At 61.7% G+C, this 14840-nt stretch carries 13 protein-coding genes; 11 read left to right on the top strand and 2 right to left on the bottom strand.

Translation table 11 applies throughout. The annotated features are described in order from the left end of the window. Window position 1: 1 nt before the first annotated feature. The 6 genes from HDE76_RS01500 (at window position 2) to HDE76_RS01475 (ending at window position 7616) form a co-directional block, all read left to right on the top strand. Window positions 2-2128 carry an FUSC family protein gene (locus HDE76_RS01500; RefSeq protein WP_184504994.1) on the top strand — a complete coding sequence of 709 codons (2127 nt, stop codon included), beginning with the start codon at window positions 2-4 and terminating at the stop codon, window positions 2126-2128. Continuing rightward, the gene (locus tag HDE76_RS01495; protein WP_179476572.1) at window positions 2118-2315 is read left to right on the top strand and encodes a DUF1656 domain-containing protein; all 198 of its coding nucleotides are present in this window, start codon (window positions 2118-2120) and stop codon (window positions 2313-2315) included. Before HDE76_RS01500 ends, HDE76_RS01495 begins: the two co-directional genes overlap by 11 nt. 8 nt (window positions 2316-2323) lie before the next feature. Then, window positions 2324-3355 carry an HlyD family secretion protein gene (locus HDE76_RS01490; protein ID WP_184504992.1) on the top strand — a complete coding sequence of 344 codons (1032 nt, stop codon included), beginning with the start codon at window positions 2324-2326 and terminating at the stop codon, window positions 3353-3355. Further along, window positions 3352-4836: an efflux transporter outer membrane subunit gene (locus HDE76_RS01485; protein ID WP_184504990.1), complete on the top strand. Its 1485-nt coding sequence runs from the start codon at window positions 3352-3354 to the stop codon at window positions 4834-4836. Before HDE76_RS01490 ends, HDE76_RS01485 begins: the two co-directional genes overlap by 4 nt. Before the next feature lie 131 nt (window positions 4837-4967). Beyond that, window positions 4968-5579 (top strand): glutathione S-transferase family protein, encoded by a 612-nt coding sequence (locus HDE76_RS01480; protein WP_184504988.1) that lies wholly within the window; start codon window positions 4968-4970, stop codon window positions 5577-5579. Window positions 5580-5696: 117 nt separating this feature from the next. Then, the gene (locus HDE76_RS01475; protein WP_179476568.1) at window positions 5697-7616 is read left to right on the top strand and encodes an AI-2E family transporter; all 1920 of its coding nucleotides are present in this window, start codon (window positions 5697-5699) and stop codon (window positions 7614-7616) included. Between the two features lie 59 nt (window positions 7617-7675). Here the strand turns inward: HDE76_RS01475 and HDE76_RS01470 are convergent, their stop codons facing one another. Next, window positions 7676-8524 carry a LysR substrate-binding domain-containing protein gene (locus tag HDE76_RS01470; RefSeq protein ID WP_184504986.1) on the bottom strand — a complete coding sequence of 283 codons (849 nt, stop codon included), beginning with the start codon at window positions 8522-8524 and terminating at the stop codon, window positions 7676-7678. Window positions 8525-8658: 134 nt separating this feature from the next. Between HDE76_RS01470 and HDE76_RS01465 the strand changes: the two genes are divergently transcribed. The 5 genes from HDE76_RS01465 to HDE76_RS01445 all read left to right on the top strand — a co-directional run bounded on the left by HDE76_RS01465 (window position 8659) and on the right by HDE76_RS01445 (window position 13511). After that, window positions 8659-9435 carry an alpha/beta hydrolase gene (locus HDE76_RS01465; RefSeq protein ID WP_184504984.1) on the top strand — a complete coding sequence of 259 codons (777 nt, stop codon included), beginning with the start codon at window positions 8659-8661 and terminating at the stop codon, window positions 9433-9435. A gap of 448 nt (window positions 9436-9883) precedes the next feature. Beyond that, window positions 9884-10540, top strand: coding sequence for an OmpA family protein (locus HDE76_RS01460; protein WP_184504982.1), 657 nt, complete (start codon window positions 9884-9886; stop codon window positions 10538-10540). A 475-nt stretch (window positions 10541-11015) separates the two neighbouring features. After that, a complete protein-coding gene (locus tag HDE76_RS01455; RefSeq protein ID WP_179476564.1) occupies window positions 11016-12233 on the top strand; it encodes a GGDEF domain-containing protein in 1218 nt (405 codons plus the stop codon). 131 nt (window positions 12234-12364) lie between these two features. Then, window positions 12365-12799 carry a hypothetical protein gene (locus HDE76_RS01450; protein ID WP_179476563.1) on the top strand — a complete coding sequence of 145 codons (435 nt, stop codon included), beginning with the start codon at window positions 12365-12367 and terminating at the stop codon, window positions 12797-12799. A gap of 517 nt (window positions 12800-13316) precedes the next feature. Continuing rightward, the gene (locus HDE76_RS01445) at window positions 13317-13511 is read left to right on the top strand and encodes a hypothetical protein (RefSeq protein ID WP_179476562.1); all 195 of its coding nucleotides are present in this window, start codon (window positions 13317-13319) and stop codon (window positions 13509-13511) included. A 335-nt stretch (window positions 13512-13846) separates the two neighbouring features. Here HDE76_RS01445 and HDE76_RS01440 read toward each other — a convergent pair whose 3' ends face one another. Continuing rightward, the gene (locus HDE76_RS01440) at window positions 13847-14788 is read right to left on the bottom strand and encodes a DNA-binding protein (protein ID WP_184504980.1); all 942 of its coding nucleotides are present in this window, start codon (window positions 14786-14788) and stop codon (window positions 13847-13849) included. Window positions 14789-14840 lie beyond the last annotated feature (52 nt).

Raw genomic sequence — 14840 nt, 5'->3', positions numbered from 1 at the left:
CATGTCAGTCGACGCTACCGCTATCGTCTCGCCGCCAACGCGTACTGTCGTTGTCGACACGCTACGCGACGAAGCGGGCGTGTGGCTGTTCGTATTCAAAACCCTGCTGGCGTTTTACCTGACCGGCTGGCTGGCCATGCGCTTTTCGCTGGCGCAGCCGTCGACGGCCATGCTTACGGTCATCATTGTGGCCAACCGCCAGTCCGGCATGGTGCTGGCCAAAAGCTTTTACCGGGCGATCGGCACGCTCGCCGGCGCGGTCGCCGCGTTCGTTATCGTGGGATTGTTTCCACAACAGCGTGAACTGTTTCTGCTGGCCTTGTCGCTGTGGATCGGGCTGTGCGCCGGTGGCGCCACGCTGTATCGCAATTTCAAATCGTATGCGTTCGTGCTGGGCGGCTATACCGCCGCGATTATCGCGGTGCCGGTGATCAATCATCCGCCGGCGGTGTTCGATTCCGCCGTGGCACGCATCAGCGAGGTGCTGCTGGCGCTGATGGTGAGCGGCGCGGTGAACGACGTCGTGTTGCCCAGCCGCATGCGTGACGTGCTGCGTCGTACGGCAAGGGCGCAGTTCGCGCATTTCATCGGCTTCGTCCAGGGCAGTACCGGCGGCACCATTCCACGCGACGCGATGGAAAATGCCCACCTGCGTTTCGTGCGCGATGCGGTGACGCTGGAAGACCTGCGCAGCTCGGTGATCTTCGAAGACGCCGAAGCGCGTGCACGCAGCGGCCATCTGAAATTGTTCAACCAGCGCTTCATGGCGGCCTCGACCAGCTTTCAGTCGCTGCACCACCTGATCAACCGCCTGCAGCGCAATGGGCAAACGGCGTCGGCGAAAGCGATCATCGAACTGTACGCCCCGATCGGCGCTGCGCTCGATGCCCCGATCGAGGCCGGTGCCGCCGCGGCCATCCTGCTGCCGCGACTCGTTGCTGCACGCAAGACCATGGCCGCTCGCGCGCCTCTCCTGCGTCATGGCCTGGTCGGGCCAAACGCCGTGCGCGATTTCGATACCGGTGCCAGCCTGCTGTTGCGCTTTGTCGAAGAACTGCACGACTACGTCGAATCGGCCGCCTCGCTGCAGGCGCCCAGGCTGGTCCTGCGCACGCCCGAGCGCGTGAACTTCGAGCGCGGCAATGACTTCGCCAGTGCGGGTCTGGCCGTGTTTCGCACCACGCTGACCATGCTGGTGCTGGGCATGTTCTGGATCGACTCGGCGTGGCCGATGGGTGGCAGCGCCATGCTTATCGCCACTATCTTCGCGGGGCTGTTTGCGACGGCCGCCGATCCGGTGCGCGCCACCCGGTCGATACTGGCCGGCTACGCCACTGGCATGACCGCCGGATTTTTATGCGTGTTTTTCGTGCTCACCCGAATGGATGGCTACGGTCTGCTGGTCGCCGGCACCGCGCCTTTTCTGATGGTGGGATTGATGTTGCTAATGCAGCCTTCGGTCGCCAGCTATGGGCTGGGTGGCTGCATGGGCTTTGCCTATATTCTGGCGGTGAAGAACCCGATGGTCTTCGACCCGTCCAGCTTCCTCAACGACGTGATCGCCCAGCTGATCGGCCTGAGTGCGGCAGCGATTGCGTTTATCGTGGTGCCGCCGGCGATCGGCAGCCATTGGCTGCGGCGACGCCAGCTGGAGCGGCTGCGCCGCCAAGTGACGCTGGCCGCGGAAGCACCGTTGGCCGGATTGCGCCAACGCTTTGAAAGCGTCAACCACGATCTCTTCAGCCAGATCGTGGCGCAGACCGCGCCCGGCAGCGCCGATTCCCGCGCGCTGATCGCCTGGGCGCTGGCCGTGCATGAAACCGGGGGCGCGCTGATCGCTCTGCGTCAGGATCGGTTGACCCACCGCATGCCGGAAGAGGTCGATCGATGCATCGCTGTAGCGATCGACGCGTTGGCTCGCTTCTACGAGCGGCCCGATAGCGCAGGTTATGCGCGCACGCGCGACGCCGTCGCCAACGCCATCGACCGAGCCTCCGCCGAGCCCAGCGCACGACCGCTGCTCGACCATCTGCATCTGATCCGGCTGGCGCTGCTCGATGGCGAGTCGGCCATCGCCGATTACATGTCGCCGACGCCGGCGGCCCAGGAGTCGACCCATGCCTCGTGAAATTGCTCTGGGTGATGCGCTGGTGCCCGGGCTACTGCTGCTGTTCGTTTTTTCGCTGGCGCTGCTGTGGTTGATCGACTGGCTCGCCGGTCGCTTCGGACTTTATCGACTGGTCTGGCACCCGCCGGTGTTCCGACTCGCGCTTTTCGTTTGTGTCTTCGGTGGCCTTGCGCTACTCCTGTTTTGAGAATGACCATGAAAACTGCCACGCTGATTCGTTTCGTTGTGACTTTCATCGTTGTGCTGGCGGCGGTTATCGTCGGGCATACGCTGTGGAAGCACTATATGTATTCGCCCTGGACGCGCGACGGTCGCGTGCGTGCCGAGATCGTGCGCATGGCGCCCGACGTGTCGGGTCTGGTGACCAAGGTCGATGTGGTCGACAACCAGACGGTGAAGAAAGGCGATCGGCTGTTCGAGATCGACCCGTCGCGATACCAGAATGCGCTCGATCTGGCCAAGGCCAACGTGGCCGCGGCGCAGGCCGCCGCCCGCGCTGCCAGGGCGAACGTGGAAGCGGCGGCGGCCGCTGCCGTGCAGAGCAAATCGTCGTACGGCATGGCGGCCGAGCAGTCGAGCCGCCGGCAGCGACTCAGCGACGTGGTGTCGGAGGAAGCGCGCGCCGATGCACGCTCGGCTGCCGATGCCGCGCGTGCCGGTTTGAACAAGGCGCAGGCGGGCCTGGATCAGGCGATGGCGGCCGAACAGCAGGCGCAGGCGGCGGTTACCCAGGCGCAGGTTTCCGTCGCGGCCGCCCAGCTCAATCTGGATCGCACCGACGTCCGCGCACCCACCGATGGCTATGTCACCAATCTGCTGGTGCGCGTCGGCGACTATGCCAGTGCGGGCGCGCCGCGGCTGGCGTTGATCGACAGCCATTCCTACTGGGTCTACGGCTATTTCGAGGAAACCAAGCTGCCGCAGGTGCGCATCGGCGATGCGGTGGATATCCGCCTGATGAGCGGCGGCGTGCATCTGCATGGCACCGTGCAGAGCATTGCCCGCGGCATCACCGATGCCGGCAATCCGACCGGATCGGATCTGCTGTCCGACGTGAACCCGACCTTCAACTGGGTGCGGCTGGCCCAGCGCGTGCCGGTGCGCGTGGCGATCGATACCGATCACCTGCCGGCCGGCACCGTGCTGGCCGCCGGCATGACGGCCACGTTGATCGTGCATCCGCACAAGGCCGACGATGCCGATACCAAGGCGGCCGCGACGCCATGAACCCTTCTCTGAACCCATGGATTCGCGCCGTCGCACTGGCGCTGAGTATCGCCCTGACCGGCTGCGTCAGCACGGGCGGCCTGCACACCACCGGCCAGCTGACCGACACGGCCAGTCTCAAATCCGAACGCAGCTTCGCCGACGTATCGCTCAGCCCGACGGCATGGCCCGCGCAGGATTGGTGGGTGAGCTTCGGCGATCCGCAGCTGAGCGCGTTGATCGACGAGGCGCTGAAGAACAATCCGTCGCTGGCCGAAGTGGAGGCGCGCGCGCATCGGGCGCAGGCCGCCGCCGATGGGCTCGATGCGGCGCGCGATCCGCAGGTGGGGCTGGACGCCAGCGCCATCGGCGCCAGGCTTTCGAGCAAGGATCCGGTCTATCCCGAGTACGCCCTCGGCAGCTTTGCCTGGGCCAAGTCGGTGACCGCCGGATTTTCGTGGGATCTGGATGTATGGGGCGGCAAGCGCGCCGCGTGGGAGGCGGCGCTGGGGCGCAGTCGCGCGGCGCAGATCGATGCGCATGCCGCACGTATCCAGCTGTCGGTGAATGTGGCGCGCGCGTATGTCAGGCTGGGTTACGCGTTCGCACAGCAGGACGTGGCCGAGGCCGAACAGCAGCGCGCCAGCAAGTCGCTGACGATTACGCGTCGACTGGTGGAGGGCGGGCTGGGCACGACGCAGGAGGCGTACCTGGCCGACTCGCAGGTCGCCAGCGCCCAGCAGCAGAAAGTGCAGGCGGATCGCGCCATCGATGCCGCGCGCAGCAGCCTCGCCGTGCTGCTGGGGCAGGGCCCCGATCGCGGGCTCGCCATCACTCGCCCGCATCGGCTCGATCAGGGCAAGATCGCGCTGCCGGAGCAACTGTCGGTCGGCTTGCTGGGACGCCGCGCCGATCTGGTCGCCGCACGCTGGCAGGTCGAAGCGGCCGCCAAGGACATCAAGGCCACGAAGACCGAGTTTCTGCCCAATATCAGCCTCAGCGCGATGGCCGGCGTGGTGGCCGTCGGCGACAGCACCAACGTATTTCAGCTGCCGGCGCGCACGTTCAGCGTCGGCCCGGCGCTGAGCTTGCCGATCTTCGACGGCGGCCGCCTGCGCGCCAAGCTGGCCGCCAGCGACTCGGTCTACGACGCATCGGTGGCGCGCTACAACAGCCTGCTGGTGGCGGCCATCAACGACGTATCCGATCAGGTCTCGGCGCTGACCTCGGTGCGCCAACAGATCGAACTGGAAAAACGTGCGCAGGACGACGCACGCAAAAGTTGGGAGCAAGCGCTTGCCGGATACAAAGGTGGCGTGAGCGGGCCGCTGGCTCCGCTGATCAGCCGCCAGCAGTTGCTGCTGGCCGATCAGCGCATCGCGGCGCTGGAAAGCCAGCAGGCCGATATTTCGATCCGTTTGATCGAGGCGCTGGGCGGCGGCTACGGCGTGGAGGCATCCTCCGCGGCGAATCAGGCAAGAGCAGGGCAGACATCCCGGTAGCTCGATGCGGTGATTTTTCGGCGATTCGCTCGGGCCATGGTTTCACTGTTTTGATGGCTATGAAAAGCTTTCACGCCACCCCCGATACGGTTCGTTGAAATAAAATTCGCGACCTACTCAAGGACCACGCCATGATCGAATTGCATCACCTCAACGAGTCGCGCTCGCGCCGCATTACCTGGCTGCTGGAAGAACTCGGTCTGGAATACAAGATCGTCAAATACCAGCGCGATCCGAAAACCCGTTTGGCGCCGCCGGCGCTTTTGAAGATCCATCCGCTGGGCAAGGCGCCGGTGATTCGCGATGGCGACGAGGTGATTTTCGAGTCCGGCGCCATCGTGGAGTATCTGATCCGCCGCTACGGCAACGGTCGCCTGGCGCCGACGCCGGATACGTCCGACTACAACCGTTACATCGAGTTTCTGCATTACGCCGAAGGTTCGGCCATGCTGCCGCTGCTGCTGAAGTTCTATACCAGCCGTCTCGGCGAGGCGGCCACGCCACTGTGGCCGCGCATCGACGGCGAAATGCAGAATCATCTGGGCTTTCTCAACGACCAGCTCGCCTCGCGCGATTTCTTCGTGGGCAACGAACTGACCGGCGCGGACATCCAGCTGATCTTCGTCACGCAGTTCGCCGAACGGTTGGCCGGCGAGAAGGCGTTTCCGCACCTGGCCGCTTTCAACCGGCGCATGGCGGCCCGGCCGGCCTATCGACGTGCGATGGAGAAGGGCGGCGAATAATCGCCGGCATCGAAGGCGAAGGCTTGTTCCATGGATCCGCGGTTTCCCGGCCCTGTGTCTTGCTAAGGTAGCGACCTGATCAGCCACGTTTGAACCTCCACGATCAGGAGCCTGCCTATGCCGACCGCATCTGATCCGCTGCCCGCCGCTCCCGCGCATTCGCGCGCGATAGCCATTATCACCAGCGCCACGGTGCTGGCCCTGCTATATCTGGGCAGGGAAGTGCTGGTGCCGATCACGCTGGCGCTGATTCTGAGTCTGCTGATCGCGCCACCGGTACATTGGCTGCGCAAGATCGGCCTTGGCCATGCGCTTTCCGTGCTGATCGCCGTGCTGGTGCTGGTGATGTTTCTGGCGGGACTCGCCACCATCATCGGCTCCCAGGTTGCGCATATGGCCAGCAGCCTGCCGCAGTACGAGCAAACGGTGCACACCAAGATCCAGGCGCTGAGCAAACTCACGGCGGGCCGCCTCGAAGCCGTGCAGGACGAGATCGGTCGGGTGGCAAGCCAGTTCGGCGATCACACGAGCGAACAGCCCGAACAAGTGGCCGATGCACAGCAGAGCCTGAAGGCATCGACCAGCATCGTGCCGGTGGAAATCCGCACGCCGCCGCCCAGTCCGATGGGCGTGGTCACGCGCATTTTTTCGTCGATCTGGCCGCCGCTGCAGACAGCCGGCATCGTGCTGGTCGTACTGATTTTCGTGCTGCTGGAACACGAGTCCTTGCGTGACCGTTTCATCCGACTGGCGGGCGGCGCCGATTTGCGCACGACCACGGAAGCCATCAACGACGCCGGCGAGCGGCTTTCGCGCTTTTTCGTCTCGCAGTTCGCGGTGAACTTCGGCGTGGGTCTGGTGATTTGGCTGGGGTTGGTCATCATCGGCGTGCCCAATGCACCGCTGTGGGCCACCCTCACGGCCATCCTGCGTTTCGTGCCGTATGTCGGCGTGTGGCTGGCGGCGATTCTTGCCACCTTGCTGGCGGCGGCGGTCGATCCGGGCTGGTCGCTGATGCTGATGACGATCGGCCTTTATATGGTGGTCGAAACGGTTGTCGGGCAATTGGTCGAGCCGCAGCTGTACGGTCATACCACCGGGCTGTCACCGCTGGCGGTGGTGGTCGCCGCGATTTTCTGGAGCTGGCTGTGGGGGCCCGTCGGACTGATCATGTCGACGCCGCTGACGCTGTGTCTGGTCGTGGCAGGCCGCCATGTCAAAGCGCTGAATTTGCTGGATATCCTGCTCGGCGATCTGCCGGCGCTCACCATGCCGCAGCGCTTTTATCAGCGTGCGATTTCGGGCGACTCCGACGAGATCATCGCCAGCGCGCGCATCTTTCTAAAGCGCAAATCCTTCGCCGCCTACTGCGACGCCGTATTGCTGCCGGCACTGCAGCTCACCCGCATCGATTTGATGAACGGGCTGATCGATCCGGGCCAGCAGGTGGTGGTCCGCAGCGCGATCGTGCGAGTCATCGAATCGCTCGGCAGTCAGGGGCGCAAGCATTCCCGCTGGCGTCGCTCGGCGTCGGTGCTCGAAGGCTCCAGCATCGGTCAGGTGCTGCGTCAGCGGCGCGAAAGCGTGAGCGGGCGCTGGCAGGGGCCGCTGGTTGTGGCGCCGCGCTCGGTGGTGCTGTGCACGGGCCTGGGCACGATCGGCGACGATCTGGCCACCGAAATTCTCGCGCGCATCCTGCGCGATCTGAATATCGACGCGCGCCATCTGTCGATCCAGGATATCGAAACGCTGGAAGCCGATCCGCCGCCGGAAGTGACGCGCGACGGCGTCTCGATGGTCTACATCGTCAGCGCGTCGCCGACCAAGGAACGAGAGGGCAGTGCCGTGGTGGCCAGTGAAATGCGCCGCCGGTTTCCCGACGCCTGCATTCTCGCCGTATTTCTTCCCGCGCTGCTGACCCTGCCGGAAAATACACCGCCCGATCCCGGCGTCAACCAGGTAGTCACCTCACTGGAAGAAGCCGCGCAGCAGGCCATCGCCCGCTTTCCGCGTGACGGTCAAAACGTCAAACCTTAGTTTTACGTTGGCAAGGGCGAGGGATTTAGCCAACGCGCCCTTTGCCCCACGCCTCAACGTCAAAGTTCGCCCGCCGCATCGGTAAGCACCATTTCCAGCGCCAGCGCGGCTTGCGATACCGACGGCTGTCGATCGATGACGTAATCGAGAGAACCCAGTTCCGGCAGACCGAGATCGAGACGCACCAGACCGTCGGGAATCGCATAGCCGGCAAACGCACTGATGCCCAGCCCAGCCATGACCGCGGCCTGGATCACCATGATGTTGCTGCTGACGATGGCCAGCCGGTACGGACGGCCGGCGGCTTTCAACGCCTCGAACATCCGTCGACGTGTGACGCTCGGCTCGGGATGTACCGCCAACGGCAGTACGGATTCGCCATGGGTCAACGGCGACGTAGGGCTACCGCACCAGTGCAGCGGTTCCGTGCGCACGATCGTACCGCGCTGGCTGCCGCTGAGCCGTTTAGCAAACACCAGATCATATCGACCTTCGTCCAGTTCGCGAAAAAGATCGCCGCTGAGGCCGGTGCCGATCACCAGTTCGACTTCCGGATTGCGCTGCGCGAAGCTGGCCAGTGCGGTGGTCAGCCGCGTGGAGGCAAAGTCCTCCGGCAGGCCGACGCGCACGGTGCCATTCAACGGCGGCCCGCACAGGCTCGTCATCGCCTCGTCCATCAAGGCCAGAATTTTTTCGGCGTAGCGTTGCAGCGTTTCGCCGTGCGGCGACAGCCTGACATTGCGCGTGTCCCGTTCGAACAGTGGCTGGCCCACCACATCCTCGAGCCGGCGAATGTGCTGGCTGACGGTGGACTGCGACAAGCTCACGTGGTCGGCGGCCACGGTGAAGCTGCCGGTCTGTGCGACAACGACAAAGGTGCGCAGAAGATCGGAGGGCAGCGGGCGCATCGGATATCCCTCTAAATGGCGTCTGATAACTTCATAAATCGGCAGCGCCGAAGGGATTACGATCGATTTGCCTGATGAACAAGCACGGCCTGCAGTCTAAACGATAGCTTTCCCCCATCCCCAAGGACACGACGATGAAAATCAACACCACCAAGAGCCTTTTTCTAGCCACGGCGCTGGCGCTGGCCACGTTATCCAGCACGGCCATGGCGGCAACCCCGGTGCACAACATCGTTCTCGTGCACGGCGCATGGGTCAACGGCAGCGGCTGGAAACCCGTGTACGACATTCTGGTCAAGGATGGCTACCACGTCTCCGTGGCCGAGCATCCGCTGACCTCGTTCGACGACGATGTCACCGCGGTGAAGCGCACTGTCGATAGGCAGGATGGCCCGACCATTCTCGTCGGCCACAGCTACGGCGGCGCCATCATCACCGACGTAGGCAATGATCCCAAGGTGGTCGGACTTGTCTATATAGCGGCGCATGCGCTCGATCAGGGAGAGACCGAAGTCTCCAACGGCAAGCTTTATCCGAACGCCACCAGCAAGACCAACGACGTCAAGAAGACCGCCGATGGTTTTCTGTATCTGGACCCGGCGCACTACCCAGCCGATTTCGCCGCCGATCTGCCGCTGAAGCAGGCGCAGTTCGAAGCGAACGCGCAGGAGCTCACCGCCGCATCGGTATTCACCGTGCCCGCCGGTCAACCGGCCTGGAAGAGCAAGCCGAGCTGGTACGCCGTGGCCACAGCCGACCGCATCATCAATCCCGATCTCGAGCGGATGTACGCCAAGCGCGCCCACAGTCACACGATAGAAGTGAAGGGCGCCAGTCACTCGGTTTACGAATCGCACCCGAAAGAAGTGGCCGCTTTGATCGAGCAGGCAGCGACTCATGCCGCACCATAGATAGATGACCAGCCATCTTTTCTAAAGCGGATAGACTGTCGTACGGCGGCAAGGGCAGCGCCCTTCGAACCTGCCGCGGTGCATGTGTATCGCAAGGTGGCAGGCAGAAACGTTGGCCCGGCGCCGCTATGTTGCCAGCGTCGGGCCTATGCGGGTCAAGGCGGCAAACCAATCATCGGCGCCGGAAGCCGGCACGCGCCGCGCTGGTGTCGCAGGCCGTCGTACCGATGGCGGGGAAGGGCTCCGACGTAAGCTATGTACAGCCAAAGCAATCGCAACGAATGCTAAATACCCGATCGCCGGGTCGGTCATACCCTGTCAACGTCGCGAGCGACACCGTCGTTAATTTGTCAGCGTAAACGCCATTCGCGTCGGGCCGGTTCCGTCGTATACGGCGGTATATGCAACATTTTAAATTTCGCGAGCCATCGATATGAAACGAAAACTCATGACGTTCGTCGCCCAGCTGGCCAGCGCAACGGGTTTGCTGGTTCCGATCATGGCCAGTGCACAGATCGTGGTCGTACCGCCGCCCGTGTATCACTACGAAAGGCTTCCGCCTCCGCGCAGGGGAATGGTGTGGCATTCGGGCTATTGGCGCTGGGCGCATGGCGCTTACGTATGGACACCGGGTGTATGGGCGCCTGTCGTGGTTGAACCAGCCCCCTATCGGGTCGTCGTTGTCCCTCCGCCTCCGCCGCCTGCACCGCCGCCGCCGCGGGTGGAGCGTCTATCGGCAGACGCGCTTTTTCCCTTCGACAAGGGCAGCGTCAACGACATTCGGCCGCAAGGCCTTGCCGATATCGCGCAGATCGCGGCGCGCCTGCGGACCAATCCGTTTGGGCACGTCGAAGTGCGCGGATATACCGATCGGCTCGGTACCGACGCTTATAACTTAGACCTGTCACAACGGCGCGCCGAGGCAGTAAAAGCGGAACTGATCGCCCAAGGACTACCGGCAGAAAAGATCCACGCCGAAGGGCTCGGCAGCCAGGACCCGATCGTTCAGTGCTCGAACGGGAGCCGCAATACGCTGATCCAGTGCTTGCAACCGAATCGACGCGTCGAAATTGTCACCTATGTGAGCGATCAGCCGCGGTGGTAGCGCATACGGCGCTCCCCGGGTTTGGCGCAGCGCCCTGATCCGAAGGTTCAATCCATGGCGTGAAGCGATGGGACGTAAAGAAGCGTCCTGTCGAAGAACCAATCGGGCGCTTCCAGCCCGAATCGGGAGTCCATGTGCGTGACGAAAAGTGGCGGGCGCGCCGCCCTGGCGCGAGCCGATTCGCTATCCGGTTGACCGCGAACTGAGCGAGCGCCAACCGCTGGCGATGGGAATAGCATGAGGAACGAACGGAAGAAGCCGATGGGTGCGGCCCGGCAACAACGACCTGCAAGCGGGAGCGAGCAATATGTTGCGCCATCGTTTAGAAACGCAGAACCTGCGCTTGCCAGCTGACGCCACGCCGAAAGTCAGCTAGTTCCCCACCGATGATTCGCCATGGCGTAGCGCGTGGCCCCAAAATCCGTTGCCCATTCCTGAGACTGCTGATATACGGTGGATTACGAAAGGAGGGGTCATGGAATCCATTGCACGATTGGCTCATGCCGGCACCCTTTTGATCGTCAATGCCATGCTTGCAGCCTTTTCGTCCGCGTTTTTCTTTTCTCTGTACTTTACCTATCCGAGAGTCAAAAAACTCTTGTCAGTGCGCCTGTGGGGATTCAGCTACGCTGCGTTTGCGGTCGGTTTCGGTATCTTGATTCTCCCTGCGTTCCATGTTTCTTTTCCGACTCTCGGGATCGTCGGCAATTTGTCGATCGATACTGGCGTAGCCATCGGCTTGGTGGCCGTTGTTACCTATTTGAATCTGGGCAAGCGCTACTTGTGGGTTTTGTTCCCTGCACTGGTCTTGGCTGCGATAGAAACGGGGATTGTGCTGCGCGAGGGCGAAAATTTCCGGTGGATGGTCATCATCGGAGGCGTGTTGACCGGGATGGTTACGGTCGTCACCGGTATCGCGTTTTGGCGTTGCACCGACGAAGCCAAACGTTCCGTGGCGCGGTTGATCGCTGCCTTCCATTTTCTTTGGGCACTGATGTTGCTGGTCCGCGCGACCTGGTGGGCCTTCCATCCACTGGCAAGCCCGAATCAGGATCCGACATCGACGTTCGGGTTGTTGTCGCGCATGCTTTTGACCTGGGTGATCGCCCCCGGCGTTCTCTGGATACTGACGCGACGACTCGATGCGGAGATGATTCGCTATGCCAGCCATGATCCCTTGACTGGGGTTTTCAACCGACGAGTGATATGGGAGCAGGGCGAGCGACGCGTCGCGCAGTTGGGCGAGGGCGAAGGCGATCTGGCCGTGATCATGATCGACGTGGACAACTTCAAGTCGATCAATGACCGATGGGGACACGATGGTGGCGATCATGTCTTGGTCGCCATCGCGGATACGCTCAGGAAACATGTTCGCCACAATGACATCCTCGCGCGCGTCGGTGGCGAAGAATTCATGGTGCTCATTCATCACGCGGCAGCTGTGCAAGATATCGCCGAACGGATGAGGCGCGCCGTGGAACAAGAATCGATCGTTATGCCATCAGGCGATAGATCATCCTGCACAGTGAGCATTGGTATTTTCGTGGCATCCACATCCAGCGCGAACAAGAGCTGGAAAGGCATCGTGGTCGCCGCGGACGAGGCCCTTTATGCGGCAAAACGAGGTGGGCGCAATCGTGTCGTGCTCAGTTCCAACACCACGTCGTTTATGTCCGTAACGGTAAATGACTGACGACAGTAGCTCTCACGGCTATATTCTGGGAAGGTCAGCTTCTGGCCCGAAGCAGATATATTCAGGGCATCGTTCGGGCCGTATTGAAGAACACCATTCGTGAGTCGATCCAGATGTAGGCAAGGGAAATCATGCGCAGTGTTGCCTTGGGCGTGGCCATACTTTGGGTCGTAGTCGCGTTAGCGGTGATGGCACGCGTTTCGTTCGTGTCGGCCGCGGCCAACGTGCTGATCGTCTTCATTGCCCTCAGTGGCGCGGCTTTCCTGGCGCTCGCGCGGGTTCGACAGACTCGTTATCGGATATTCACTGTACTGGCGACGATTGCCATATCGGCAGCGTATCTGGGGACATTGTTGGTACTCTCCTGGGGTCTAGCGCTCGATCCATGGATCAAGGCGGACCTGGAGCTGCGACAGGGGGCTTTAACATGTCGTGCGGTTTATTTCGGAGAGCGGACCGAGCTCAAGGTTTTCGAGACGTTTCCTTTGGGCATCGAGCAGCGGCTATCCGACGACCTATTGGATGATTCGTCAGAACCAATCACCTGCATGCGCGCACACGTGTGATGCAACCAAGGTCCGCAGACGAACACCGCCAGGGCAATCCCAGGCAGCAGTTGGGTCGAAATAGCTCGCTAAGCATAAAAATGCGATTTGACATAATATACATTATGCGAAATTAAGTCGGCAGCGAAACTGTCTGCGTCACGTCGACCTCGCAGGCTGGCTTCGACCGCTGTTCTGCGCACATCGAGTTCTACTCCCACGGCAGAAACCATAAGCAAATGGCCCAGACAAAGTTCTACAGCGCGGAATGTCTGCAGAGAGACTCCCTCACCTGAGAATGTGCCGCAGTAAAACTTAGGCAGCGGATAACGAACTGGAGTGCCAGACTGCTCGAGTTGTTCGCGCCATACAATGATTTAATTCAGAAATCAGCGCGCCCGCTTCCGGTCTTGCAGGAAATCGTGATAAGGAAACATTGTGCGGCTCTGCGGGTTATAGCGGCCATCCTTCTATGATGACTTGATTCAAGCAGAGTAGGATCACCATACCGCCTGTTCCCAGTTGACGGAGTCCTGACATGCGTGAGTTCCTACTAGGCATGCGCGATGGCTTTCGCAAAGGCAAGGCGTCGCCGTGGAGTGTAATCGTTGCCGGCTATTTCGCGCCGTTTACGGGTCTGGCGCGCACGATTCATTTCTGGATTGAACAGGCCACGGATGAGGCACAACGCAAGCATGATCAAAAGATCACCGATCAGTACAGGGACTCTTGAATGGGCTCAACTAAGGCCCTTTTAGCCCGTTTTCGGCAACAACACGGCGGTCGGTCGTCGATCCCACCAAAGCGCATCCCCCACGTCCCACTTCTGCAAAGCGGTGTGCACAGAATCTTCGTGCCGGTGGGAATCGGCACTCTTCATTGCGCAACAGCGGTAGAAACGGTGTGTAACTGAGGCGCTTAGCACTATGCAACTTCCTAGGAAGGCAGTTAAAGCTGGAACTATCTTCGGAAATGCGCTGAACATTGTGCAAAAGTCTCCGGCGAACTGCAGGCTCCTTCGACGCTCAAAGGTCTTCGTGGTCGGCAAAACGGTGCGGCTGATGAAACCTAGCTCGCTGCTGAGGCAACTCGCGCTTTTCGTTTTCCGGTTGTTGGCTTTTTAGCTGCCAAGGTTAGATCATCCAATTTGCCTCGTAGCGCAGTTTCCCGCTGAGTAGCGGCGTGTAAAGACTTTTGAGCGGCAAGCAAAGCGGCGGAAAGGCCATCCATTCGTCCTAATTGCTGCTCCAACGCTTTTGCGCGAGCTCCATACTCGGAGGCCAGATTCTCTGCAGCACGAGTCGAAACTACCACCGATTCTAGCCGTGCGGCTAAAGTCAATGCGTCCCGTTCCTTCTGGCGTAATGCTGCCTGCAGGGACTTCGTTTCTTCGCGGGCGCGATCAATTTCAGCATGGGCACGATCCTCGATGGCGCGAATGTGCGCCACCTGGGCCTCGCGTTCGGTCGCTGCGACGCTTTTGTGTTTTTCTAACGAATCGGCAAGCTGATCCGCCCGTTGTTGCAAACCATCGCGTTGCTGCAGGAGTTCAGTCAGTTGGCCCGCTTGTTGCTCCACGAGACGTTGGACGTCGACCAGCCGCGTTTCGGCGATCTCGCGGGCCTGGTCCGCGCCCTGGGCCAATTCCTGGGCGGCGGCAACCGCGTTCTCATAGACCTTTCGTTCTTGCATCAGTGAGGTCTGGGTCGCGAGAAGGGCGTTTTGCTCTTGTGCCAGGGAGGCTTGCGCCGCGGAATTGGCATGAGCTATGGCCAAGCGCCAACACTCCGTAAACGCCTGCCCTACTTCCGCCGGCACATCCGGTAACGACAGTACCTGATGGAGGCGTTCGGCCAGCGCGCCGCGCCACGTTTCCAGCATCCGGAGCACCGTGTTGGGCGAGCCGGTGCCCAGCTGCGCTCGAATTTTCTCGACCGTCGGCCGCTCGCCGGCGGTGACCAGCGCATCCGCAGCAGCGTTTACCTGTTCTTGGGTGATGCCTTTGCCCATACCGCATGTCTCCCTTATCGGCGCCCTGCCCTGATCTTGACGTACTGGTGAT

Origin of the sequence: Rhodanobacter sp. ANJX3, from assembly GCF_014200755.1 — a bacterium.
Taxonomy (GTDB): Bacteria; Pseudomonadota; Gammaproteobacteria; order Xanthomonadales; family Rhodanobacteraceae; genus Rhodanobacter.
This window is presented reverse-complemented; position numbering and strand designations above follow the sequence as displayed.

What these genes read in the sequence shown, in the direction of transcription:
- HDE76_RS01500 (WP_184504994.1), top strand. Translation starts at nt 2, where the DNA reads ATGTCAGTCGACGCTACCGCTATCGTCTCGCCGCCAACGCGTACTGTC.
- HDE76_RS01440 (WP_184504980.1), bottom strand. Translation starts at nt 14,788, where the DNA reads ATGGGCAAAGGCATCACCCAAGAACAGGTAAACGCTGCTGCGGATGCG.
- HDE76_RS01445 (WP_179476562.1), top strand. Translation starts at nt 13,317, where the DNA reads ATGCGTGAGTTCCTACTAGGCATGCGCGATGGCTTTCGCAAAGGCAAG.
- HDE76_RS01470 (WP_184504986.1), bottom strand. Translation starts at nt 8,524, where the DNA reads ATGCGCCCGCTGCCCTCCGATCTTCTGCGCACCTTTGTCGTTGTCGCA.
- HDE76_RS01485 (WP_184504990.1), top strand. Translation starts at nt 3,352, where the DNA reads ATGAACCCTTCTCTGAACCCATGGATTCGCGCCGTCGCACTGGCGCTG.
- HDE76_RS01460 (WP_184504982.1), top strand. Translation starts at nt 9,884, where the DNA reads ATGACGTTCGTCGCCCAGCTGGCCAGCGCAACGGGTTTGCTGGTTCCG.
- HDE76_RS01495 (WP_179476572.1), top strand. Translation starts at nt 2,118, where the DNA reads ATGCCTCGTGAAATTGCTCTGGGTGATGCGCTGGTGCCCGGGCTACTG.
- HDE76_RS01490 (WP_184504992.1), top strand. Translation starts at nt 2,324, where the DNA reads ATGAAAACTGCCACGCTGATTCGTTTCGTTGTGACTTTCATCGTTGTG.
- HDE76_RS01465 (WP_184504984.1), top strand. Translation starts at nt 8,659, where the DNA reads ATGAAAATCAACACCACCAAGAGCCTTTTTCTAGCCACGGCGCTGGCG.
- HDE76_RS01475 (WP_179476568.1), top strand. Translation starts at nt 5,697, where the DNA reads ATGCCGACCGCATCTGATCCGCTGCCCGCCGCTCCCGCGCATTCGCGC.
- HDE76_RS01450 (WP_179476563.1), top strand. Translation starts at nt 12,365, where the DNA reads ATGCGCAGTGTTGCCTTGGGCGTGGCCATACTTTGGGTCGTAGTCGCG.
- HDE76_RS01455 (WP_179476564.1), top strand. Translation starts at nt 11,016, where the DNA reads ATGGAATCCATTGCACGATTGGCTCATGCCGGCACCCTTTTGATCGTC.
- HDE76_RS01480 (WP_184504988.1), top strand. Translation starts at nt 4,968, where the DNA reads ATGATCGAATTGCATCACCTCAACGAGTCGCGCTCGCGCCGCATTACC.